The sequence below is a fragment of the Micromonospora sp. DT47 genome (genome assembly GCF_049844475.1).
GTDB lineage: Bacteria > Actinomycetota > Actinomycetes > Mycobacteriales > Micromonosporaceae > Micromonospora.
In genome coordinates this window covers 48,927-66,944 of record NZ_JBNCLC010000017.1, presented here as the reverse complement: position 1 = coordinate 66,944, position 18,018 = coordinate 48,927, and the positions used below count along the sequence as shown (strand labels likewise).

Genomic DNA, 18,018 nt, shown 5'->3' with positions numbered 1-18,018 from the left:
TGCCGAACTACTGCACACCCCCGCGTCATTGACCTAGCTACACCCCCGCGTCAATCAGGTGTGGCCTTAGACTCAGTCATGCGGATCATGGTGCCGACGCAGCACCCGCTGCCCTAACCACGGGGGTTCCCATGCCACTTCCACTCATTCCAGTCGCCATCGCGCTGATCGCCGCGGGCGTAGGCGGGGTCACCGCCGGTGCCGTCGGAGCCAGTGACATGGCCGAGGCCAAGAAGATCGCCGGTCGCGCCAAGTCGCGCTACGAGGCGGCACTGGCGCGACACACCAAGCAGGAGAAGGCGACCGGTGACCACCTCGCCACCTACGGTCGGCGCCAACTCGAGGTGCAGACCACCACCCTCGCCGACTGGGTCGCCTGGCTGGAGGCGAACGAGCGGAAGATCAAGAGATTGAACCGGAGCGTGGTGGACGGCGTCCGGGTCGCCAAGCTTGACCTTCCGGCCCTGCGCAAGCTCGTGGATCAGGGCCGGCTGCTCCAGGGCGGGGTGGGTGCAGCTGTGTCGGCGGTGGTGGCTCAGCAGGCCGCGCTCAGCGGTGTGCGCGCGCTGGCGGTCGCCGGAACAGGCACCGCAATCTCCACCTTGTCCGGGGCCGCCGCCGAAGGCGCCACCCTGGCCTGGCTTGGTGGCGGCACGCTCGCCGCGGGCGGCGGTGGTGTAGCGGCCGGCGGCATGGTCCTCACCGGCGTCGCCATCGCCCCGGCGCTCCTGATCGGCGGCATCACACTCGCCATCCAAGGCGAGAAGGCCCTCACGCAGGCCAAGAAGTACAAGGTCGACGTGAAGGTCGCGGAAGCCGAGATCGACCTCCAGATCGATCTGATGAAGCGCCTGCGCCGGCGCACCGACGAACTCCGATCGGTCCTCGACCGCCTCGACCAGCGTGCCACGTCGTCCCTCAAGAAGCTCTCGAAGCTCGACTTCGACCCGGACCGCGACCTCGAACTCTTCCAGCAGACCGCCCTGCTCATGGCCGAGATCGGCCAAGTCCTGTCCGCCCCGCTCCTGAACCAGAACGGCGACCTCTCCGACGAGTCGCTCACCATCATCGAGAGGAACGCAGCATGACCACCAACCCCCTGACCAGCGCCCCTATCATCGCGAACGTGGTCGGCAAGGCGGCCGGACCCCTGACTGCAGCGACCCTGCTGGACGAGATCGTCAAGCTGACCAAGGAGTGGATTCAGGTCCACGAGGAGGAGACCACCAAGAGGGTCCAGATCGAGGCCGAGGCCGAGGTCAAGATCGCCGAAATCAACGCCCGACGCGACCTCTTCCTCACCTACCTCGACAAGACGTTCGACGAGCGCGAGAAGAACTTCGACGAACTCTTCACTCGCCTCGACGACGCCCTCGCCAACAAGCCCGACGCCGTCGGAGTGATCCTCTCCAGCATCACCACCCTCGCCCTGAAGAGCCCGTTCGCGGACCTGCACGACCCTGTCGCCCTTCGTCAGAAGCTGGATGACCCAGCCGCGGAGTGGGAGGTCTGACGCTGTCCCCGAAGCAATCAGGCGTGCCTCGGGCCGACGGACCGGCCCGATCACGGATCCGGACGGAGTCCGGTCGCCGTGCTTGCATGAAGGCATGAGCACCGGGTGGCAGATGCCAGGGCAGACGCCTACCGCCGCGGGGGAGTGGCGACGGTCAACGGGACGAGCGCAGATCTGCGCGGTCCCCCCGCAACAATGGGCACCTCCGATGGGAGCACCTTCGTCCACGCCAAGGCCTGCGATTGTGCCTGGCGTGACCGCCTAGACACTCTCCGACACACCGAGAAATCGACGCTCAGCGAAGAACCGTCAGGCGCTTCAACGCCCGGACCTGACCGGTCTCGGGTGCGGGGATCCCTTGGTGTCTTCCCCTCTATGGGGCCGCCCTCGTCGACTGGCGTGTGCCGAGGTGGCGGCGCTGGACAATCCGCTGTTGGTGCAGCCCCCCATCGGTCGGGGGCTCGGCTGCGGCGCGGGGGTGGATCCGACGATGGGCAGGCCACGTGCAGCCAGGCGTAGATCTCGTCACTGGGGCAGGAGGCGTTCCCGCGATCGCGGTGACCGAGCAGCATGAGCCGCTTGCCCTTGCAGTCGTTGGCCCCCTTTGTAAAGCCACTTGAAGGCGCGGCGGGCGGCGTCGGAGACGTCCTGGCTGCCGGCTGGTCCTTGCCGATGATGCAGACGCCGATGGCCTCGTTGTGCCCGGCGCAGTGCGCGCCAAGAGCGGTCCACCCGCGGCCCTCGTAAAGCAGGCCGGTGACCGAGTTGATCCCTCTCTGGGTGTTGTAGCCGATGTCGCTCCAGCCCCGGCCTGGCGCGGGGTCTGCATCGGGGAACCGGTCGGGGATCTCCGCCCGCCGCTCGCGGCGGAGTAGTGGCCCAATGAAGACTGTGCGCTTGGACCAGGGCACGCTGGAGCGTGATTCCGGCGGGCGGGCGCCCCATTCGGCGCGGCTGTCCACTGGTTGTCCTCCCAACAGCGTGGATCGTCTATCGGGGACAGCGTTCTTTCCGTAGCGGCCCGGGGTGACTGGCGCGGGCCGGAATGAGGCCCGCCGGCCGCCGCTGCGCGGACAGCGGCGACCGGCGGGGGTCGGTCGGAGGCCGGCCACGACGCTGGGGCCGGCCTCCGGGTCAGCGGGCGTGCGCGGGCAGGTCGAACTTCGTCCCGGCGACGAAGGTGTCCCTGTACCGTGCCAAAACTTGGTCGGCCGCGGCTGTCGTGGCCGGAACGGGCGGTGTTGTCCGCGCTGGTCCGGGCGCTGCCGCGGGAACTGTGGAAGCATCGGATCGTCGCCCCGGTCACCCTGCTGGCCTGGCACCGCCGGCTGGTCCGCCGGCACTGGACCTACCCGAACCGGCCCGGACGACCACCGATCAGCGACGACGTCCGTGACCTGGTCCTGCGCCTAGCCAAAGAGAACCCCGGCTGGGGACACCGGCGCATCCAAGGCGAACTCGTCGGCCTTGGCCACCGCATCGGCGCCGGGACCATCCGCCGCATCCTCGCCCGATCGAGGGTCGGTCCCGCCCCGCGTGAGAGCGACACCAGTTGGCGGACGTTCCTACGCGCGCAGGCGTCCGGACTGCTGGCTACCGACTTCTTCCACATCGACACCATCACGCTGCGACGGTTGTATGTGCTGTTCGTCATGGAGATCACGACCCGGCGGGTGCACATCATCGGCGTCACCGCCCACCCGACCGCGGACTGGGCTACCCAGCAGGCCCGCAACCTGGTGATGAACCTCGGCGAGCGTGTGACACGGTTCCGGTTTCTGGTGCGCGACCGCGACGCCAAGTTCACCGCGTCCTTCGACGCCGTGTTCGCCGCCGAAGACATCGACGTGGTGAAGACCCCGCCACGCACACCCCGGGCGAACGCGTTCGCGGAACGCTTCGTGCGCAGCGTCCGGACCGAGTGCACCGACCGGATGTTGATCTACAACGAACAGCACGCCCGCACGGTGCTCCGCGACTATGAGGACCACTTCGACCGGCACCGGCCACACCAGGGCCTGGAGCAGCATCCACCCGACTACGACCCCGGCGCGGTCGTCGCGATCGACAAGCCGATCCGCCGGCGCCGCATCCTTGGTGGCCTCATCAACGAGTATCACAGGGCCGCTTGATCCGCTCACAAATCCGCAGCTCATAGTCTGCAACACAATTTTGGCACGGTACAGGGTGAATGCCCGGGCGAGCAGGCGGCGCAGCCGGGAGTGCTCGGGCGGGTCCATGTTGAGCATCATCCGGCGGACGTAGGCCAGGTCGGCCGGGGTCGCGGGGTCGCGGATCTGGGTGGCGCCCAGGTACGAGCTGAACGCCTTCGGATTGCGCAGCACCGCCTTGACCTCGGCGTGCCGCCATGCCGCCATACCGCCCGGAAGCCCGGGCCGGCCGGCCACGGGCCGACGGCGGGCTCGTCGACCCAGGAGACCGGCGCCGCCTCACGCAGGCGCACGAACTCCTCGTGCGGCACGCGCTGCGTGTAGGTGTCCGGGTCGAAGATGACGACGCTGTCCACGGGGCCTCCGCCGGGCCGGCACTCTCGGGGAGGTGAGAGCCTAACCGCTCGCATTACGGCGGGACAGTCCCGTGAGCCGGCGCCCCCGGTCGAATCCCCGGCCGCCTCCAGCGTGCCGACGCAGCCTGGTCCTCCGGCCGCCGGTGCGGACGCGCTGGCCGTGGCTCCGCGACCCTTGACCAGTCGTTCTTTTCGAGGTCGCGTCTCCGGTGAGGGCGGCAACTCAACGATCCGGCCACAACCCCTTGACTGCGGTATCCGTTGAAGTTCTACTCTTCCGCTAAGGAATCCGTAGCCGTTGCGGCTGGCGTGACCATGATCCGTTGAAGAGTTGGAGCCTGTCGTCGTGTCGGAACCCGCGATCCGCCTGACCGGTCTGCGCAAGTCGTTCGACGCCGTGGAGGCCGTCGCCGGCATCGACCTGGAGATCGCCGACGGCGAGTTCTTCTCCATGCTCGGGCCGTCCGGCTCGGGCAAGACGACCGTGCTGCGGATGATCGCCGGATTCGAACTGCCGACCGCCGGCAGCGTCCTGCTCGCCGGGCGTGATGTCACCCGGCTCGCCCCGTTCGACCGCGACGTCAACACCGTCTTCCAGGACTACGCCCTCTTCCCGCACATGACGGTGCAGCAGAACGTGGAGTACGGCCTGCGCGTGCGCAAGGTAGCGCGCGCCGAGCGCCGTGAGCGCGCAGCGGCGGCGCTGCGGACGGTCCGCCTCGAGGGGTACGGCGAGCGCCGGCCCAGCGCGCTGTCTGGCGGGCAGCGCCAGCGGGTTGCGCTGGCCCGCGCCCTGGTCAACCGCCCGGCCGTGTTGCTGCTCGACGAACCGTTCGGCGCGCTGGACCTGAAGCTGCGCGAGGAGATGCAGGTCGAGTTGAAGGCGATCCAGCGCGAGGTCGGCATCACCTTCGTCTTCGTCACGCACGACCAGCAGGAGGCGCTGACGATGAGCGACCGGGTGGCGGTGTTCAACCAGGGCCGGATCGAGCAGGTCGACACGCCGGCCGAGGTGTACGAGCGCCCGGGCACCCCGTTCGTCGCCGGCTTCGTGGGCACCTCCAACCTGTTCGAGGGCGAGACCGCCCGCGCCGTGCTCGGGCGCGACGGCGTGTTCTCCGTACGCCCGGAGAAGATCCGACTCGGCGGTGCGCCCGCGTCGGCCGAGGAGATCAGCGCGGCGGGCCAGGTCGTCGAGGTGATCTACGCGGGAGCGGCCACCCGCTTCGTCGTCGACCTCGACGCCGGGGCGCGCGTCGTCGCGATGCAGCAGAACCAGCAGACCTCCCCGGTCGACGTGGCGGCCCTGCGTGGCAAGCCGATCCGGCTGACCTGGCGGGCCGAGCACGTCGTTGCGGTTCCGGTCAACTCCCGGTGAAACACCCCCTATTGATAACCAGAAGGAGAGCGCAGATGCGCACCACTCGAGTCTTCACCGCGCTCGCCGCGGCCGGTCTGCTCGTGCTGGCCGGATGCGGCGACGGCGGCGGCGCCGCCGGCGGCTCCGGCCCCGGTGGCATCAAACCGCCGAAGATCGACAAGCTGGCGTCGCTCGGCGCCGGCGAGGGCCAGGTCAACATCGTCGCCTGGGCCGGGTACGTCGAGAACGGCTCCACGGATCCGAAGGTCGACTGGGTCACCGGCTTCGAGAAGCAGACCGGTTGCAAGGTCAACGTGAAGGTCGCCGGCACCTCCGACGAGATGGTGACGCTGATGAAGACCGGCGACTACGACGTGGTCTCGGCCTCCGGCGACGCCTCGCTGCGGCTGATCTACGGCGGTGAGGTCGCCCCGGTCAACACCGACCTGGTCGCCAATTACAAGGACGTCTTCGACGGCCTGAAGCTCAAGCAGTGGAACTCGGTCGACGGGGTGGCGTACGGCGTCCCGCACGGCCGCGGCGCGAACGTGCTCATGTACCGCACCGACAAGGTCACCCCGGCGCCGACGTCCTGGAGCGCGGTGTTCGACCCGAACTCGCCGTTCAAGGGCAAGGTGACGGCGTACGACTCGCCGATCTACATCGCCGACGCGGCGCTCTACCTGATGAAGCACCAGCCGGAGCTGGGTATCAAGAACCCGTACGCGCTGGACGACAAGCAGTTCGCCGCGGCCGTGGATCTGCTCAAGAAGCAGAACGAGCTGATCGGTGAGTACTGGTCGGACTACACCAAGGAGGTGCAGGCCTTCAAGTCCGGCAACTCCGTCGTCGGCACCGCGTGGCAGGTCATCGTCAACCTGGCCAAGGCCGATAACGCCCCCGTCGAGGCGGTCCTGCCCTCCGAGGGCGCGACCGGCTGGTCCGACACCTGGATGATCGCCGCCAAGGCCAAGCACCCGAACTGCGGCTACCTCTGGATGAACCACATCATCGACCCGGTGGCGAACGCCGCGGTGGCGGAGTGGTTCGGCGAGGCCCCGGCCAACAAGCTCTCCTGCGACAAGACCGCGGACAAGAACCACTGCACCACGTTCCACGCCGCCGACGAGGCGTACTTCGACAAGGTCTGGTTCTGGAGCACTCCGGTGGAGCAGTGCCTCGACGGCCGTACCGACGTCAAGTGCAAGGACTACGCGGCCTGGACCCAGGCCTGGACCACGATCAAGGGCTGAGACACGTGACCGCTCTCTCCACGGTGGACCGGCCGGCGGGCGAAGACACCATCGCCCGCGGGCCGGTGCGCCGGCTCTCCTCCTGGCTGCACCGCCACGCCGGGGTACGCCTCGCGGCGCTGCTCGCGGCGCCGCTGTTCTGGCTGCTCGTGGCGTACCTCGGCTCGCTGGCCGTGCTCTTCGTCTCCGCGCTGTGGACGGTCAACACCTTCACCGGCGACCTGGTCCGCGAGCCGACGTTCGCGAACTTCCGCACCATCCTGACCGAAGAGGTCTACCGCACGGTCACCCTGCGCAGCCTCGGCGTCGCCGCCGCCGTCACCGTCATCGACGCGCTCATCGCGCTGCCAATGGCGTTCTTCATGGCGAAGGTCGCCTCCCCGCGCAGCCGCCAGTTGCTGGTCATCGCGATCCTCACCCCGCTGTGGGCGAGCTACCTGGTCAAGGCGTACGCCTGGCGGGTGATGCTCGCCAACGGCGGCCCGGTGGATTGGCTCTTCGGGGGCGCCGGCAACGGCCCCGGGTACGGACTGCTCGCGACCGTCCTCGTGCTGAGCTATCTGTGGCTGCCGTACATGATCCTGCCCATCTACGCCGGGCTGGAACGGATGCCGGATTCGCTGCTGGAGGCGTCGGCGGACCTCGGCGGCCGGGGCGGGCGCACCTTCCGCTCGGTGGTGCTGCCGATGATCGTGCCGTCGGTGATCGCCGGCTCGATCTTCACGTTCTCACTGTCCCTCGGCGACTACATCACGGTGCAGATCGTGGGCGGCAAGACGCAGCTCATCGGCAACCTGGTGTATGCCAACATCGGCGCGGCGAACAACCTGCCGTTTTCGGCGGCGCTCGCCACGATCCCCGTACTCATCATGGTCATCTATCTGGTCGCGGTGCGCCGGTCCGGCGCGTTGGAGGAGTTGTGACGCTGTCGCGCGGAGCGCGCTGGCTGCTGCGCGGAGCCATGGCGGTGGGCCTGGCCTTCGTCTACGTGCCGCTGGCCATCGTGCTGGTCAACTCGTTCAACGCCGACCGCACCTTCGCCTGGCCGCCGCCGCGCTGGACCACCGAGTGGTGGGTGCGGGCCTGGGAGAACGCGGGCGCCCGCGAGGCGCTGTGGACGTCGGTGAAGGCCGGCCTGGGCGCGACGGCCGTCGCGCTGCTGCTCGGCACGCTGGTCGCATTCGCGGTACAGCGCTACCGGTTCTTCGGGCGCGACGCCGTGTCGCTGCTCGTGGTGCTGCCGATCGCCCTGCCCGGGATCGTCACGGGAATCGCGCTGGACACCGCCTTCCGCTCGACGATCGAGCCACTCGGGGTCGGCAAGGGGCTGCTCTCGGTGATCGTCGGGCACGCGACGTTCTGTGTCGTGGTGGTCTACAACAACGTGCTGGCCCGGCTGCGCCGGCTGGGGGGCAACCTGGAGGAGGCGAGTTCAGACCTCGGTGCGGACACCTTCCAGACGTTCCGTTACGTGACGTTCCCGCTGCTGCGCTCTGCGCTGTTCGCCGGCGGGCTGCTGGCGTTCGCGCTCTCCTTCGACGAGATCATCGTGACGACGTTCACGGCCGGTCCGGGCGTCCAGACCCTGCCCATCTGGATCTTCAACAACCTCTTTCGGCCCAACCAGGCGCCGGTCATCAACGTCGTCGCGGCGGTGCTGATCGTGCTCTCGATCGTGCCGATCTACCTTGCCCAGCGCATCTCCGACACCGCTGCCGGTGGTCGCCTCTGACCCACACACGACGGCACCTGAGCCGGTAGGCCCAGCGGCGTGGGTGAAGTGGGGGGCGCCTGCCGAATCCGCAATATGGACGGATGCAGACGACACGGGTGGTTGGATGGCTCGGTCTGGCCGCACACCTGGCCTTGGGATTCTTCTACGCGGCGGGTGGGTTGGTCGCTCCGGCTTGGGCGGTCGCGGGACGGCGCCGTTGCGTTGTGAGGTCGGCGGACGTGTTGAACCGGCGTCGGGTCCGCGGTCAGATGGCCAGGGCGAGGTCGGTGAACGCCGCAGACACGCGCGTTGCCGGCGGGACGTCGACGGCGAGTTCGTAGTGTCCGCGGCGCAGGTTCTGCATGAATGCGTGTCCGGCGATGATCACCTGTGCTGTCTTGTCCGTTCGTAGTCCGCGCATCGGTCTCAACCGGTGTTTCAGCTGGCCGTGATCGTCTTCGATCGGATTATTGGCGTACCGTTCGACGTGGTGCCATGCCTGCGGGACCAGCTCATCCAGCACGCCGGGGTAGACCGCGGCGGCGTCGGTGACGACCTCGCTGGGTGTCACCTTCAACGCCGATAGTGCTTGTCGGAAGAACCGTCGGGCCGCGTCGGCGTCCCGGCGGGCCGAGACCAGCACGTCGATGACCTGCCCGTACTGGTCGACCGCCCGGTACACGTACCGCCACACCCCGTTGACCCTGACGTAGGTCTCATCGACATGCCACCGGTCACCCGGCGAGTGGCGGCAGAGTCGGGCGGCGTCGGCCAGCAGCGGGGTGAACCGCTGTGCCCACCGGTAGACGGTGACGTGGTCGACCTCCACGCCGCGTTCGAGCAGCAGCTCCTCAACGTCCCGATACGACAGGTTGAACCGCAGATACCAGCGGACCGCGATCACGATCACCTCTGGCGGGAACCGGAACCCGGCGAACGCCGACTTCGGAGGCAGCCACGGGCGCGAGCGGGTCGATGACTTCACTGCTCACTGGTGCACCATCCCTGTATCCGAGTCGCCCGTTTGATCGCTGAGTGGGAGGGTTCGGGTGCACCCCTGGTCCCCGCCGGGCCATCGCCATCACTGCTCGACCTTCGAGGTCCAGCTTGAGTTCTGCGAGGCCCGGCGGCCCAGGACACCCGGACTGGCTACAGGGCTATGCGCCAATGAGCGCCGATCAGTGAGCGACCGGCTGCGGTGTCCCGGGACCACCGGGTGTCTTCCCACTGATGCAACAGCGAGGAGGCAACTGTGAGTATCGTCCCCAACCCCACTGCCATGCGTGTCACGGCGGGGGTGGACTGGGCCAAGGACGACCACGCGGTCTGTGTGGTCGGCGATCAAGGGGAGGTCTTGAACCGGTTCACCGTGCCGCACGACGCGGCCGGGCTGAAGCGGATGGCCGCCCGGCTGCTGCGAGCCGGGGTCGAGCAGGTCGGCATCGAACGCGGCGACGGCCCCGTCGTCGACACCCTGATGCGGGCCGGGCTGGTGGTCTTCGTGATCCCGCCCGGGCAGGTGAAGAACCTGCGCAGCCGGTACGGATCGGCCGGGAACAAGGACGACCGGTTCGACGCCTACGTCCTGGCCGACGTGGTCCGTACCGACGTGCGACGCCTGCGGCCCATGCTCTATGACAGCGAGCAGACCACCGCGCTGCGCGGCAGCGTGCGGGCCCGCCGGGACCTGGTCACCCACCGGGTCGCCGCGGCCAACCAGCTGCGGGCCCACCTGCAGATCGTGTTCCCCGCCGCCGCAACGCTGTTCGCCGACATCGACTCGGCGATCACCCTGACCTTCCTGGGACGCTTCACCACCCAGGAGGCCGCGGACTGGCTCTCGCCCAAGCGGCTGGCCGTCTGGCTGTGCTCGGTCTCCTACAGCGGGGGCGTCGACCCAGCCGTACTGCACGCCCGGCTGCTGGCCGCACCCCGCGGCGTCACCGGCGAGCCCGCCGGCATCCACGCCGGCACCACCACGGCGCTGGTCGCCGTCCTGCGGACCCTGGGAGCCCAAATCCAGATCCTGGCCACCAGCATCGGCGAACAACTCGACGCTCATCCCGACGCGGCGATCTTCACGTCCCTGCCCCGCTCCGGCAGCGTTCGGGCCGCCCGGCTGCTCGCCGAGATCGGCGATGCCCGCGGACGGTTCCCCACCCGCGAATCGTTGACCTGCCTGGCCGGGGTCGCGCCCTCGACCCGACAGTCGGGCAAGGTCAAAGCCGTCACATTCCGCTGGGGTGCCGACAAACAGCTGCGTGACGCCCTGTGCGACTTCGTCGGCGACTCCCGTCGCGCCAATCCCTGGGCCGCCGATCTGTACGCCAAAGCAATCGCCCGCGGCTGTGACCACCCCCACGCCGTGCGCATCCTCGCCCGCGCCTGGGCACACATCATCTGGCGCTGCTGGCAGGACAACGTCCCCTACGACCCAGCCGCCCACGGCGCCCTCCAAACCCTCCTCAACCAAGACCAACCAACGGCCGCCTGACCCAGGGGTTGACACAGGGCAACTCAAGCCTGCCTCGATCATGCCAACCCTCAACGCAACAGAGCCGAACTCGCAGGCCCACAGCATCAGGCCTCAACGACGCCGAGCGCCTAGGGATGCCCCCGCGAAGCAAGCGGCCAGCACGACACATGCGATGCCCCACGGCCGGCCGACGCTCATCAAGTCGTTGGGAAAGACGATGCCCGCGACACCGATGAGGGCCGTCCCGGCGACCGTCACCACTGCGGCGACAACCCAGCCACTCTGCCGCAAGGCTGTCACGGCTCCGCTGCAGAGCAGGGCGAGGACGATGATCGAGCCTTGGGCGTACTGCCCGTGCATGGTGTCGGTGTAGGGGGTGGCAGCGCTGTTTCGCGCGTGGTCCAGCGCGAGCAGTACCGCCGGCACGGCGGCCACGGCCACGAGACCTGTCAGGAGCCGGTCCATGCCGGCGGCGCCGGCCTGCAGAAGCGAGCCGCGCTGCGGGTGGAACAGTACGAGCAGCAGCGCTGGGATCCCTGTCATCGCTGCGTACTGAGCATTCTCGGGCTCGAGCGCGATGGCCAGTGTGCAGCCGATCGAGACGATCAGGCCCAGCAGCATCGTGGCCGGGGCGACGAGAGCGCGCCGTAGGAGTGCGAGGGCGGCGACCGGGATGAAGAGCCCGGCGAGTACGCCCCAATAGACGTACGCGGTGCGCAGTTCGAGCTCCGGTCCGGCGGTGGTCCATGCGGTGAGCAGGGAGGGGATGCCGAACGATGCCAGGCCGGTGAACGCCGCGTAGAGCACGGCAAGTGCGCCGTGGGCAACGGTGCCCAGACGCCGGGTCAGGTGAGCGGTTGTGGCCGTGGTCATAATGATCTCCATCGGTCGGGCGCAACGAGGTCTACCGCCTTCATCATCGTGAACGGCGGCGCCCCAGGGCAGGAGTGGCAACAGGCCACTCCGTGGGGGTGCAGGCTTCCCCCAACGCACCCGACAGGCTGCCGCTGGGCGAAGGAAGCTGGACACATGAACAAGTCGACATTGCTCGCCCTGGCGTCCGGCGGGCTCGGGGTGGTCAATCTGGGCGCGGTGCTCGGCCTGGGGCAGTACGACGTGCTGGTCTCCTCCGATCTTTGGGTCCCGCTGACTGCCTCGGCGATGGGTTGGCTGGTCGTGCGACATGCACCGGGCAACGCAGTCGGCTGGCTGCTGCTCGGCATGGCGATCAGCAGCGCGCTGTTCGGTGCCAGCGCGATCCTGGTGATGGAGGATGTCCAGATCCCCGGCCAAATGATCGGCCGGTGGCTTTCTGCCTGGGTGTTCCTGCCCAGCTACTACTTTGCGTTCACGCTGATTCCGCTGCTGTTCCCCGACGGCCGGCTGCCGGGTCGCGGCTGGCGGCCGGTGCTGTGGGCGGCCACCACTTTGGTGGCTCTGGAGTCGTTGCTGCTGGCGTTCGGCTCGCGTGAGTCGATCGAGCCGACGGTGGCCAACCCGTTCGTGATAGAGAGCGTCGCCGGCCTGCTGGCAGTCGTCGAACCGGTCATCTGGCTGACCATGCCCGCGCTGGTCCTGCTCGGCCTCGGCTCGCTCACACACCGGCTGTTCCAGGCAAACGGGGCCGCGCGCGCCCAGGTGCTCTGCATGCTCGTCGGCGCCGGCCTCGGCGTGGCCTTGTGGCTGCTTACCGGCAGCGGGCTGCTGATCGCCGTGCTCCTGCCGACGGCGATCGCGGTCGCCGTTCTCCGCTACCGCCTGTACGACCTCGAGCGGGTGCTTGCGCACACGCTCACTTATTCCTTCCTCGCGGTCGTGGCCGGCCTGGTCTATCTCGCAGTCGCCGTGACGGTCGGGCGACTGCTCGGCGCCGACCTGCGGGGACAGGTGTTGGGGACCGTGGTAGCGGTGCTCGCCGTACACCCCCTGCGCGACCGGTTCATGCGCTGGGCGCGCAGAGCGGTCTACGGCGCCCAGCACGACCAACTGGCCACGCTGGCGGCGGCCGCCGAACAGATCGGGGAGGCAGGCTCGCCTGCGGACGCGCTGCCGCGGCTGGCCGGATTGCTGCAGGAGACGTTCTGGGCAGAACACGTCGCGGTCGTGGCCCGCGTGTCGTCGACTGACCGGGTGGCAGCCACGGCACCGCGCGGCGCGCGGACCGACGAGGCGCATGTGACGCGCACCGTACTCCACCAGGGGGCGCCGGTCGGCTCGGTGGAGATCTGGCGGGACTGGCCGCTTACCGGAGCGGAGTCTCGACTGCTCGACAGACTCACCCGGCAGGTTGGGCCTGCGCTGCACACGGTGGCCCTCACCGAGCGCCTTACCGGCGCATTGGCCGATGCCCGAGACCAGGCCGAGCAGTTGCGAGCGTCCCGGCAGCGGATCACCCAGGCGCACGACGCGGCGCGCCGGGCCATCGAACGCAACCTGCACGACGGTGCGCAGCAGGGACTGCTTGCGCTCAACGTCGGCCTGGTCCGGCTACAGCCGCTGGTCGATCCTGGCGCACGGCAGCGGATCACCGAACTTCAGGCCCTGGCGCAGCGCACCCTCGTCGATCTGCGCACGATCGCCTCGGGCGCCTACCCACCTGCCCTGCGCGAGCTCGGGATCGGGGCCGCACTGCGAGACTCCGTCGCCGGGCTCGACACCCCCGTGACCGTGTCCGACTGGATGGCCACGCGGCCGCCCTCCGGAGTCGAGACCGCAGTCTACTTCGCGTGCCTCGAGGCGGTGACCAACGCGGTCAAGCACGCGAGAGCGTCGTGCGTCGAGGTCGACCTGCGGACCGTGGACGGCGGCTGCGCGTTCGTCGTGACCGATGACGGCGCCGGATTCGACCCGTCCGCCGTCGTTGACGGCTCAGGTCTGGCCGGGATGGCCGACCGGCTCGGCGCGTGCGGAGGCAGCTTGTCCGTCACTTCGAGTCCGGGTCAGGGGACGATAGTCACCGGCTGCGCGCCTATGACGCGGCGAGAAACAGCAACACTGCCTGAACCCGACGGTGCACCTGCTCTTCCTCGGTGAGCTTGAGCTTGGCGAAGATCGCGTTGATGTGCTTGGCGACGGCACGCTCGGTGAGGCTCAACGCCTCGCCGATGCCGGCGTTGTTACGGCCCGCCGCCATCTCGCGGAGTACATCAAGCTCGCGCGGTGTCAGCCTGCCAAGGCGCCGGTCGCCGCCGGCCGGGGTGAGCAGAGCCTCGACTACCAGAGGATCGATCACCGACCCGCCGCGGGCCACCTCGCGGATGGCGTGGGCGAGCTGGCCGGCCTCGGCGACCCGGTCCTTGAGCAGGTACGCCCGCCGGCCAGCCCCGCCTTCGAAGAGCTGGACCGCGTACTCGCGGCGCACGAACTGGCTGAGCACGACGACGCCCGTTTGCGGGGCGGCGTCCCGCACGCGTTGAGCTGCGCGGATGCCCTCGTCGGTGTGCGTCGGCGGCATGCGGACATCCGTCACTACGACGTCGGGCCGGTGCTGCTCGACCGCGGCCAGGAGCGCGTCGACGTCACCGACCGTTGCCACCGCCGCCAGGTCGTCCTCGTCACCGACCAGGCCGGCGACCGCCTGGCGGATGAGGTAGGAGTCGTCGGCGATCACAATCCGGGTCGGCATGCTGCTGAGGGTAGTTGAGTACATGCGTGGCTCGGCGTCTGGATCGCGACCCCGGCCAGTCTCGTCTACAGCGCGATCCCCGACCATCTCAACAGCGAGGATGTTCGGTACCTCGAAGCCGCAGCGCTGCGCAGCGACCTAATCGTCATTGACGAAGCCTTCAAGGACTTGTTGCGGGGGTGGATGCACGAAGGTCACCGCTACCTGTGCCAGGACCCGGCCACGGGCGAGTTGCTATGCCAACCCGCAACGCCTATATAGCGCGTGTGGCGGGGGCGAGGGCTGCCGCCCGGCACCTCGACGAAGGCAGCCAGCAACTGGTTCAAACAATGAACCGAATGGTGACCCCGGTTGCAGGGACCGGGCAATCACGGGACGGGTCGACAAGAAGGCCACCGTCCCGCTACAGGCATCGGTGAGGGGTGTGTGGTCGGCCCGCCTATCGCGGGGCGACCACACACCCAACCGGTACACCCCGCGGGTCAGCGGTAGCACCGCCAGGCGTACGCATCGCCAGGATTCGATGTCCGTGCGTAGGCGCCCGAATCGTACGTATCGCGGCAAGCGACGTCCATGTCGACGAGGGACGCGGAGAGAAGCCTCGTACATTGCCAACGGCCGTCGTTGCGGGGGTCCGCTGAGCCTCCGGTGTGCCGATCGCAGTACCCCTGGACCATGGTCGCCACCCCGCGGCTGCTCGAGGGGCCGAGCAGGATCGGGCCCGAGTTCCGGGTCGGCGTCGGCGTGGCCGCGGTGGACGTCGGGGTCGGCGTGGCGGACGGCGTGACCGACGGTGTGGCGCTGGGGGTGACCGACGGCGTGGCGCTGGGCGTCGCGGAGGACCTGCGGGGTGTCGCGGAGCTTGGCGCCGTCGACGGCGTCTGCGAGAGGGTGGTCGGCTGCTGGAACGCGTCCGGCGGGGTGGTGGCCGCCGATATCGGCAACCCGCCTGCCGGCGGCCGGCCCGACCCCCACGTGAGCGCCAGAGCGCACAGTAGCGCCCCCACCGCGAGCCCGCCGACCGGGATCAGCCAGCGGCGCCGCCGACTCGCCGGCCGTGAGCGGGCAACACCGTCCCGAAGATGCGTCCTTCTCGGCCGCCCTTCGTCCGTCCCGGCGTCCTGCGCGTCGGACTCCTCGTGGTGGTACTCATCGCGGTCGGGGTACTCCCCGTGGGCGTAGGCCGCCTTCGGCGCGGTATACCTTTCCAGTTGCGCGGTGTCCGCATCCGCGTGGACCGACGTGGCATGGTCGTACGGCGCTTGGGCCCAGCGCTCCTCCCGATGGGCCTGATCGTGCTCATCGGACAGATAGCTGTCGGACAGATAGGTATGGTCGGGCTCGTCGTACGCCGGCTCGCGGTAGGCCAGCGGGTCTGACGTCCGGTAGGCATGCTCGTGCGCAGGGTAGGCCGCGACGTACTGCCCGTACTCATCCTCGTACTGCGGGTGTACCCGGTGCCATGCGTGTCGCGCTTCGTGCTCCTGACGCGTGTCCGCGGGAGGGTACGACTCCTCGTACTCGTCCGGCATTTCCTCATGCCAGTGCGGCGCGGCAGCCTCTTGCCGCCTGTCGTACGAGTCGGAACCACCTGCTGCCAGCAGCGACTGGCGAAAGATCCAGCTGTCTACGACACTCGCCGCGTCGTCGTGATCTTGGAAAGCCGCATCGGCCGAACGAGCCGTCGATCTCTCGGCCACGGTCGCCGGCCTCCTTGCAGAGCACAGGTGCGTACAGCTACCTGAGTTCCCCCCGCTTTGATGGAGCGGTGGTTACCTGCTGCCGGCTGGCGCAGGGGTGGTGATAGGTGGCTCGGCTGGATGGTTCTGGCGGGTGTGCCAGGCGGTCTCGTACTCGTCGGGGCTGAGGTAGCCCAGCTCGCGTTGGATGCGGCGGGTGTTGTACCAGCCGTCGATGTAGGCGAAGATCGCGTTCTCGGCCTCGTCGCGGGTCCGCCAGGAGGTTCGGTAGACGAGTTCGATCTTCAACGTCGACCAGAAGTTCTCCATCAGCGCGTTGTCGAACGAGTCGCCGACGGAGCCCATCGACGGCAGGATCCCGTTGTCCTGCAAGCGTTCCGCGAACCGGAAAGATGTGTAGTTCGATCCCCTGTCGCTGTGATGGATCAACTGGCCGTCGCGGACATCGCGCGACCAGATCCCGTATTCGAGGGCGGCGAGGATCAGGTCGGTGTCGCAGCGGTCGGAGGTCTTCCACCCCACGATCCGGCGGGAGAACGCGTCGCGGACCGCGGCGAGCCAGAACACGCCCTCGCCGCAGGGAATGCGGGTGGCGTCGGCGACCCAGAGCCGGTTCGGCCCGTCGGCGGTGAACTGCCGGTTGACCAGATCCGGCGCCGGCGTGTGCCGTGGGTCCTGCTTCGTGGAGCCGCCGCGCCAGCCTCGACGCAGGAACGCCCCCTGCCAGCCCTGGTCGGCCATCAGCCGCTCGACCCGCTTGCGGCCCACGCGGATGCCGTCACGGCGTAGCTGCCGGTGCACCCGGTCCGCGCCGTAGGTGCGTCCGGACGCCTCCCAGATTTCGTGGATGTTGGAGATCAGCCCCAGGTCGACCACGTCCCGGTCGCAGGGCTGTTCGGACTGCTTGACCCACGCGTAGTAGCTCGAGGCGCCGATGTTCAGGACCCGTAGCAGGAGCGCGACCGCGAACTGGCCACGGTGTTCATAAATGAACGTCATGACCGTCGCCGGGTCGGGTCGAGCTCCGCCGCGAAATACGCGCTCGCCGCCTTCAGAATCTCGTTCGCCCGTCGCAGCTCGGCGACTTCCCTGCGCAGCCGGCGGTTCTCCTCGGCCATCTCGCTGGTGGGCCGGTCGTGACGCTCACCCGTATCGGCCTCGGCCTGCCGGATCCAGTTCCGCAACGCCTCGTGATGCACGCCGAGCTGCTCAGCCAGGCGCCGGATGACCGGCTTCGGGTCCGACTCGCGGTACAAGCGCACAGCGCGCTGACGTAGCTCGTCGGGGTACTTCTTCGGTGCTGCCACGGACGACTTCCTCCCCACGGCCATCAGACCATGATCAAGAAGCTCCATGAAAGCGGGGGTGGCTCACCGGCAATCCATAGGTTCAGGACGAGCGGAGTGGAGCCTGGTCAGACCTCCCCGCTTGTCCGCGATAATCGCGGCCGGCCAGGCAGGGCCGTGCGGCTGTCGGCGTACCCGTCGGCGGGAACACCCGCCGCCGGATAGCGCGCGGGACAGCAGATCCACGGTCACCGTCGCCGCACCGGCCCGACAGACGCCCCAGGATCCACCACCACACCCCTCCAATCGGAGTAGAGGCGGGCGGAGCCGGCAGCGCCGACGTCAGGGCCGCTCGGGCGCGGCGGCTGCGGCCCGTCGAGGCCGAACCGGGTGAACGTGTCCGCCCGGACGAGCCGCCACCGGCGCCCGGCGACGCGGACCTCGTCGACCTTCTCCCGGCGACCTCCGGCCGGCATCGGCCGGGCCGGCCTTGGGGGGAAACCTATTCTGTCCTCGCTCGATCCTCTCGTCGGCGAGGGGAGCTATCCAGCTGACGTTCGAGCC

Annotated in this window: 16 protein-coding genes; 9 read left to right on the top strand and 7 right to left on the bottom strand. The window is 68.9% G+C overall.

Annotated features, from left to right (window positions below):
• The first annotated feature begins 218 nt into the window (after nt 1-218).
• From ACLQ2U_RS23100 to ACLQ2U_RS23070, 7 genes are all read left to right on the top strand, one after another.
• Nucleotides 219-1,088: a hypothetical protein gene (locus ACLQ2U_RS23100; protein ID WP_425752826.1), complete on the top strand. Its 870-nt coding sequence runs from the start codon at nt 219-221 to the stop codon at nt 1,086-1,088.
• Nucleotides 1,085-1,513, top strand: a complete 429-nt coding sequence (locus ACLQ2U_RS23095) for a hypothetical protein (RefSeq protein WP_425752825.1) — start codon at nt 1,085-1,087, stop codon at nt 1,511-1,513. The genes ACLQ2U_RS23100 and ACLQ2U_RS23095 overlap by 4 nt, the downstream gene beginning before the upstream one ends.
• Nucleotides 1,514-2,706: 1,193 nt before the next feature.
• Nucleotides 2,707-3,645, top strand: a complete 939-nt coding sequence (locus ACLQ2U_RS23090; protein ID WP_425752824.1) for an integrase core domain-containing protein — start codon at nt 2,707-2,709, stop codon at nt 3,643-3,645.
• Between the two features lie 741 nt (nt 3,646-4,386).
• A complete protein-coding gene (locus ACLQ2U_RS23085; protein WP_425752823.1) occupies nt 4,387-5,418 on the top strand; it encodes an ABC transporter ATP-binding protein in 1,032 nt (343 codons plus the stop codon).
• 35 nt (nt 5,419-5,453) lie between these two features.
• Nucleotides 5,454-6,653 (top strand): ABC transporter substrate-binding protein, encoded by a 1,200-nt coding sequence (locus tag ACLQ2U_RS23080; RefSeq protein WP_425752822.1) that lies wholly within the window; start codon nt 5,454-5,456, stop codon nt 6,651-6,653.
• A 5-nt stretch (nt 6,654-6,658) separates the two neighbouring features.
• Nucleotides 6,659-7,576, top strand: a complete 918-nt coding sequence (locus ACLQ2U_RS23075; RefSeq protein WP_425752821.1) for an ABC transporter permease — start codon at nt 6,659-6,661, stop codon at nt 7,574-7,576.
• A complete protein-coding gene (locus ACLQ2U_RS23070; RefSeq protein ID WP_425752820.1) occupies nt 7,573-8,385 on the top strand; it encodes an ABC transporter permease in 813 nt (270 codons plus the stop codon). Before ACLQ2U_RS23075 ends, ACLQ2U_RS23070 begins: the two co-directional genes overlap by 4 nt.
• 247 nt (nt 8,386-8,632) lie before the next feature.
• Here ACLQ2U_RS23070 and ACLQ2U_RS23065 read toward each other — a convergent pair whose 3' ends face one another.
• Nucleotides 8,633-9,322 carry an IS6 family transposase gene (locus ACLQ2U_RS23065; RefSeq protein ID WP_425752875.1) on the bottom strand — a complete coding sequence of 230 codons (690 nt, stop codon included), beginning with the start codon at nt 9,320-9,322 and terminating at the stop codon, nt 8,633-8,635.
• A 297-nt stretch (nt 9,323-9,619) separates the two neighbouring features.
• Here ACLQ2U_RS23065 and ACLQ2U_RS23060 point away from each other — a divergent pair, with 297 nt between their 5' ends.
• Nucleotides 9,620-10,861 carry an IS110 family transposase gene (locus tag ACLQ2U_RS23060; protein WP_425752819.1) on the top strand — a complete coding sequence of 414 codons (1,242 nt, stop codon included), beginning with the start codon at nt 9,620-9,622 and terminating at the stop codon, nt 10,859-10,861.
• A gap of 93 nt (nt 10,862-10,954) precedes the next feature.
• On the opposite strand, the gene ACLQ2U_RS23055 is transcribed toward ACLQ2U_RS23060, so the two are convergent.
• A complete protein-coding gene (locus ACLQ2U_RS23055; protein ID WP_425752818.1) occupies nt 10,955-11,716 on the bottom strand; it encodes a hypothetical protein in 762 nt (253 codons plus the stop codon).
• Between the two features lie 156 nt (nt 11,717-11,872).
• Here ACLQ2U_RS23055 and ACLQ2U_RS23050 point away from each other — a divergent pair, with 156 nt between their 5' ends.
• A complete protein-coding gene (locus ACLQ2U_RS23050) occupies nt 11,873-13,876 on the top strand; it encodes a sensor histidine kinase (RefSeq protein ID WP_425752817.1) in 2,004 nt (667 codons plus the stop codon).
• On the opposite strand, the gene ACLQ2U_RS23045 is transcribed toward ACLQ2U_RS23050, so the two are convergent.
• The 5 genes from ACLQ2U_RS23045 to ACLQ2U_RS23025 all read right to left on the bottom strand — a co-directional run bounded on the left by ACLQ2U_RS23045 (nt 13,812) and on the right by ACLQ2U_RS23025 (nt 17,930).
• The gene (locus tag ACLQ2U_RS23045; RefSeq protein ID WP_425752816.1) at nt 13,812-14,468 is read right to left on the bottom strand and encodes a response regulator transcription factor; all 657 of its coding nucleotides are present in this window, start codon (nt 14,466-14,468) and stop codon (nt 13,812-13,814) included. The two genes, ACLQ2U_RS23050 and ACLQ2U_RS23045, sit on opposite strands and share 65 nt — an antisense overlap.
• Nucleotides 14,469-14,950: 482 nt before the next feature.
• On the bottom strand, nt 14,951-16,168 hold the full coding sequence (locus ACLQ2U_RS23040) for a hypothetical protein (RefSeq protein WP_425752815.1): 1,218 nt from the start codon (nt 16,166-16,168) through the stop codon (nt 14,951-14,953).
• Between the two features lie 72 nt (nt 16,169-16,240).
• On the bottom strand, nt 16,241-17,167 hold the full coding sequence (locus ACLQ2U_RS23035; protein WP_425752814.1) for an IS3 family transposase: 927 nt from the start codon (nt 17,165-17,167) through the stop codon (nt 16,241-16,243).
• Nucleotides 17,164-17,475 carry a transposase gene (locus ACLQ2U_RS23030; protein WP_357219759.1) on the bottom strand — a complete coding sequence of 104 codons (312 nt, stop codon included), beginning with the start codon at nt 17,473-17,475 and terminating at the stop codon, nt 17,164-17,166. Before ACLQ2U_RS23030 ends, ACLQ2U_RS23035 begins: the two co-directional genes overlap by 4 nt.
• 227 nt (nt 17,476-17,702) lie before the next feature.
• Nucleotides 17,703-17,930 carry a DUF5954 family protein gene (locus ACLQ2U_RS23025; protein WP_425752813.1) on the bottom strand — a complete coding sequence of 76 codons (228 nt, stop codon included), beginning with the start codon at nt 17,928-17,930 and terminating at the stop codon, nt 17,703-17,705.
• Nucleotides 17,931-18,018 lie beyond the last annotated feature (88 nt).

Coding starts and splice junctions, on each gene's coding strand:
- ACLQ2U_RS23100 (WP_425752826.1), top strand. CDS start 219: ATGGCCGAGGCCAAGAAGATCGCCGGTCGCGCCAAGTCGCGCTACGAG.
- ACLQ2U_RS23095 (WP_425752825.1), top strand. CDS start 1,085: ATGACCACCAACCCCCTGACCAGCGCCCCTATCATCGCGAACGTGGTC.
- ACLQ2U_RS23080 (WP_425752822.1), top strand. CDS start 5,454: ATGCGCACCACTCGAGTCTTCACCGCGCTCGCCGCGGCCGGTCTGCTC.
- ACLQ2U_RS23055 (WP_425752818.1), bottom strand. CDS start 11,716: ATGACCACGGCCACAACCGCTCACCTGACCCGGCGTCTGGGCACCGTT.
- ACLQ2U_RS23050 (WP_425752817.1), top strand. CDS start 11,873: ATGAACAAGTCGACATTGCTCGCCCTGGCGTCCGGCGGGCTCGGGGTG.
- ACLQ2U_RS23045 (WP_425752816.1), bottom strand. CDS start 14,468: ATGCCGACCCGGATTGTGATCGCCGACGACTCCTACCTCATCCGCCAG.
- ACLQ2U_RS23035 (WP_425752814.1), bottom strand. CDS start 17,167: ATGACGTTCATTTATGAACACCGTGGCCAGTTCGCGGTCGCGCTCCTG.
- ACLQ2U_RS23025 (WP_425752813.1), bottom strand. CDS start 17,930: ATGCCGGCCGGAGGTCGCCGGGAGAAGGTCGACGAGGTCCGCGTCGCC.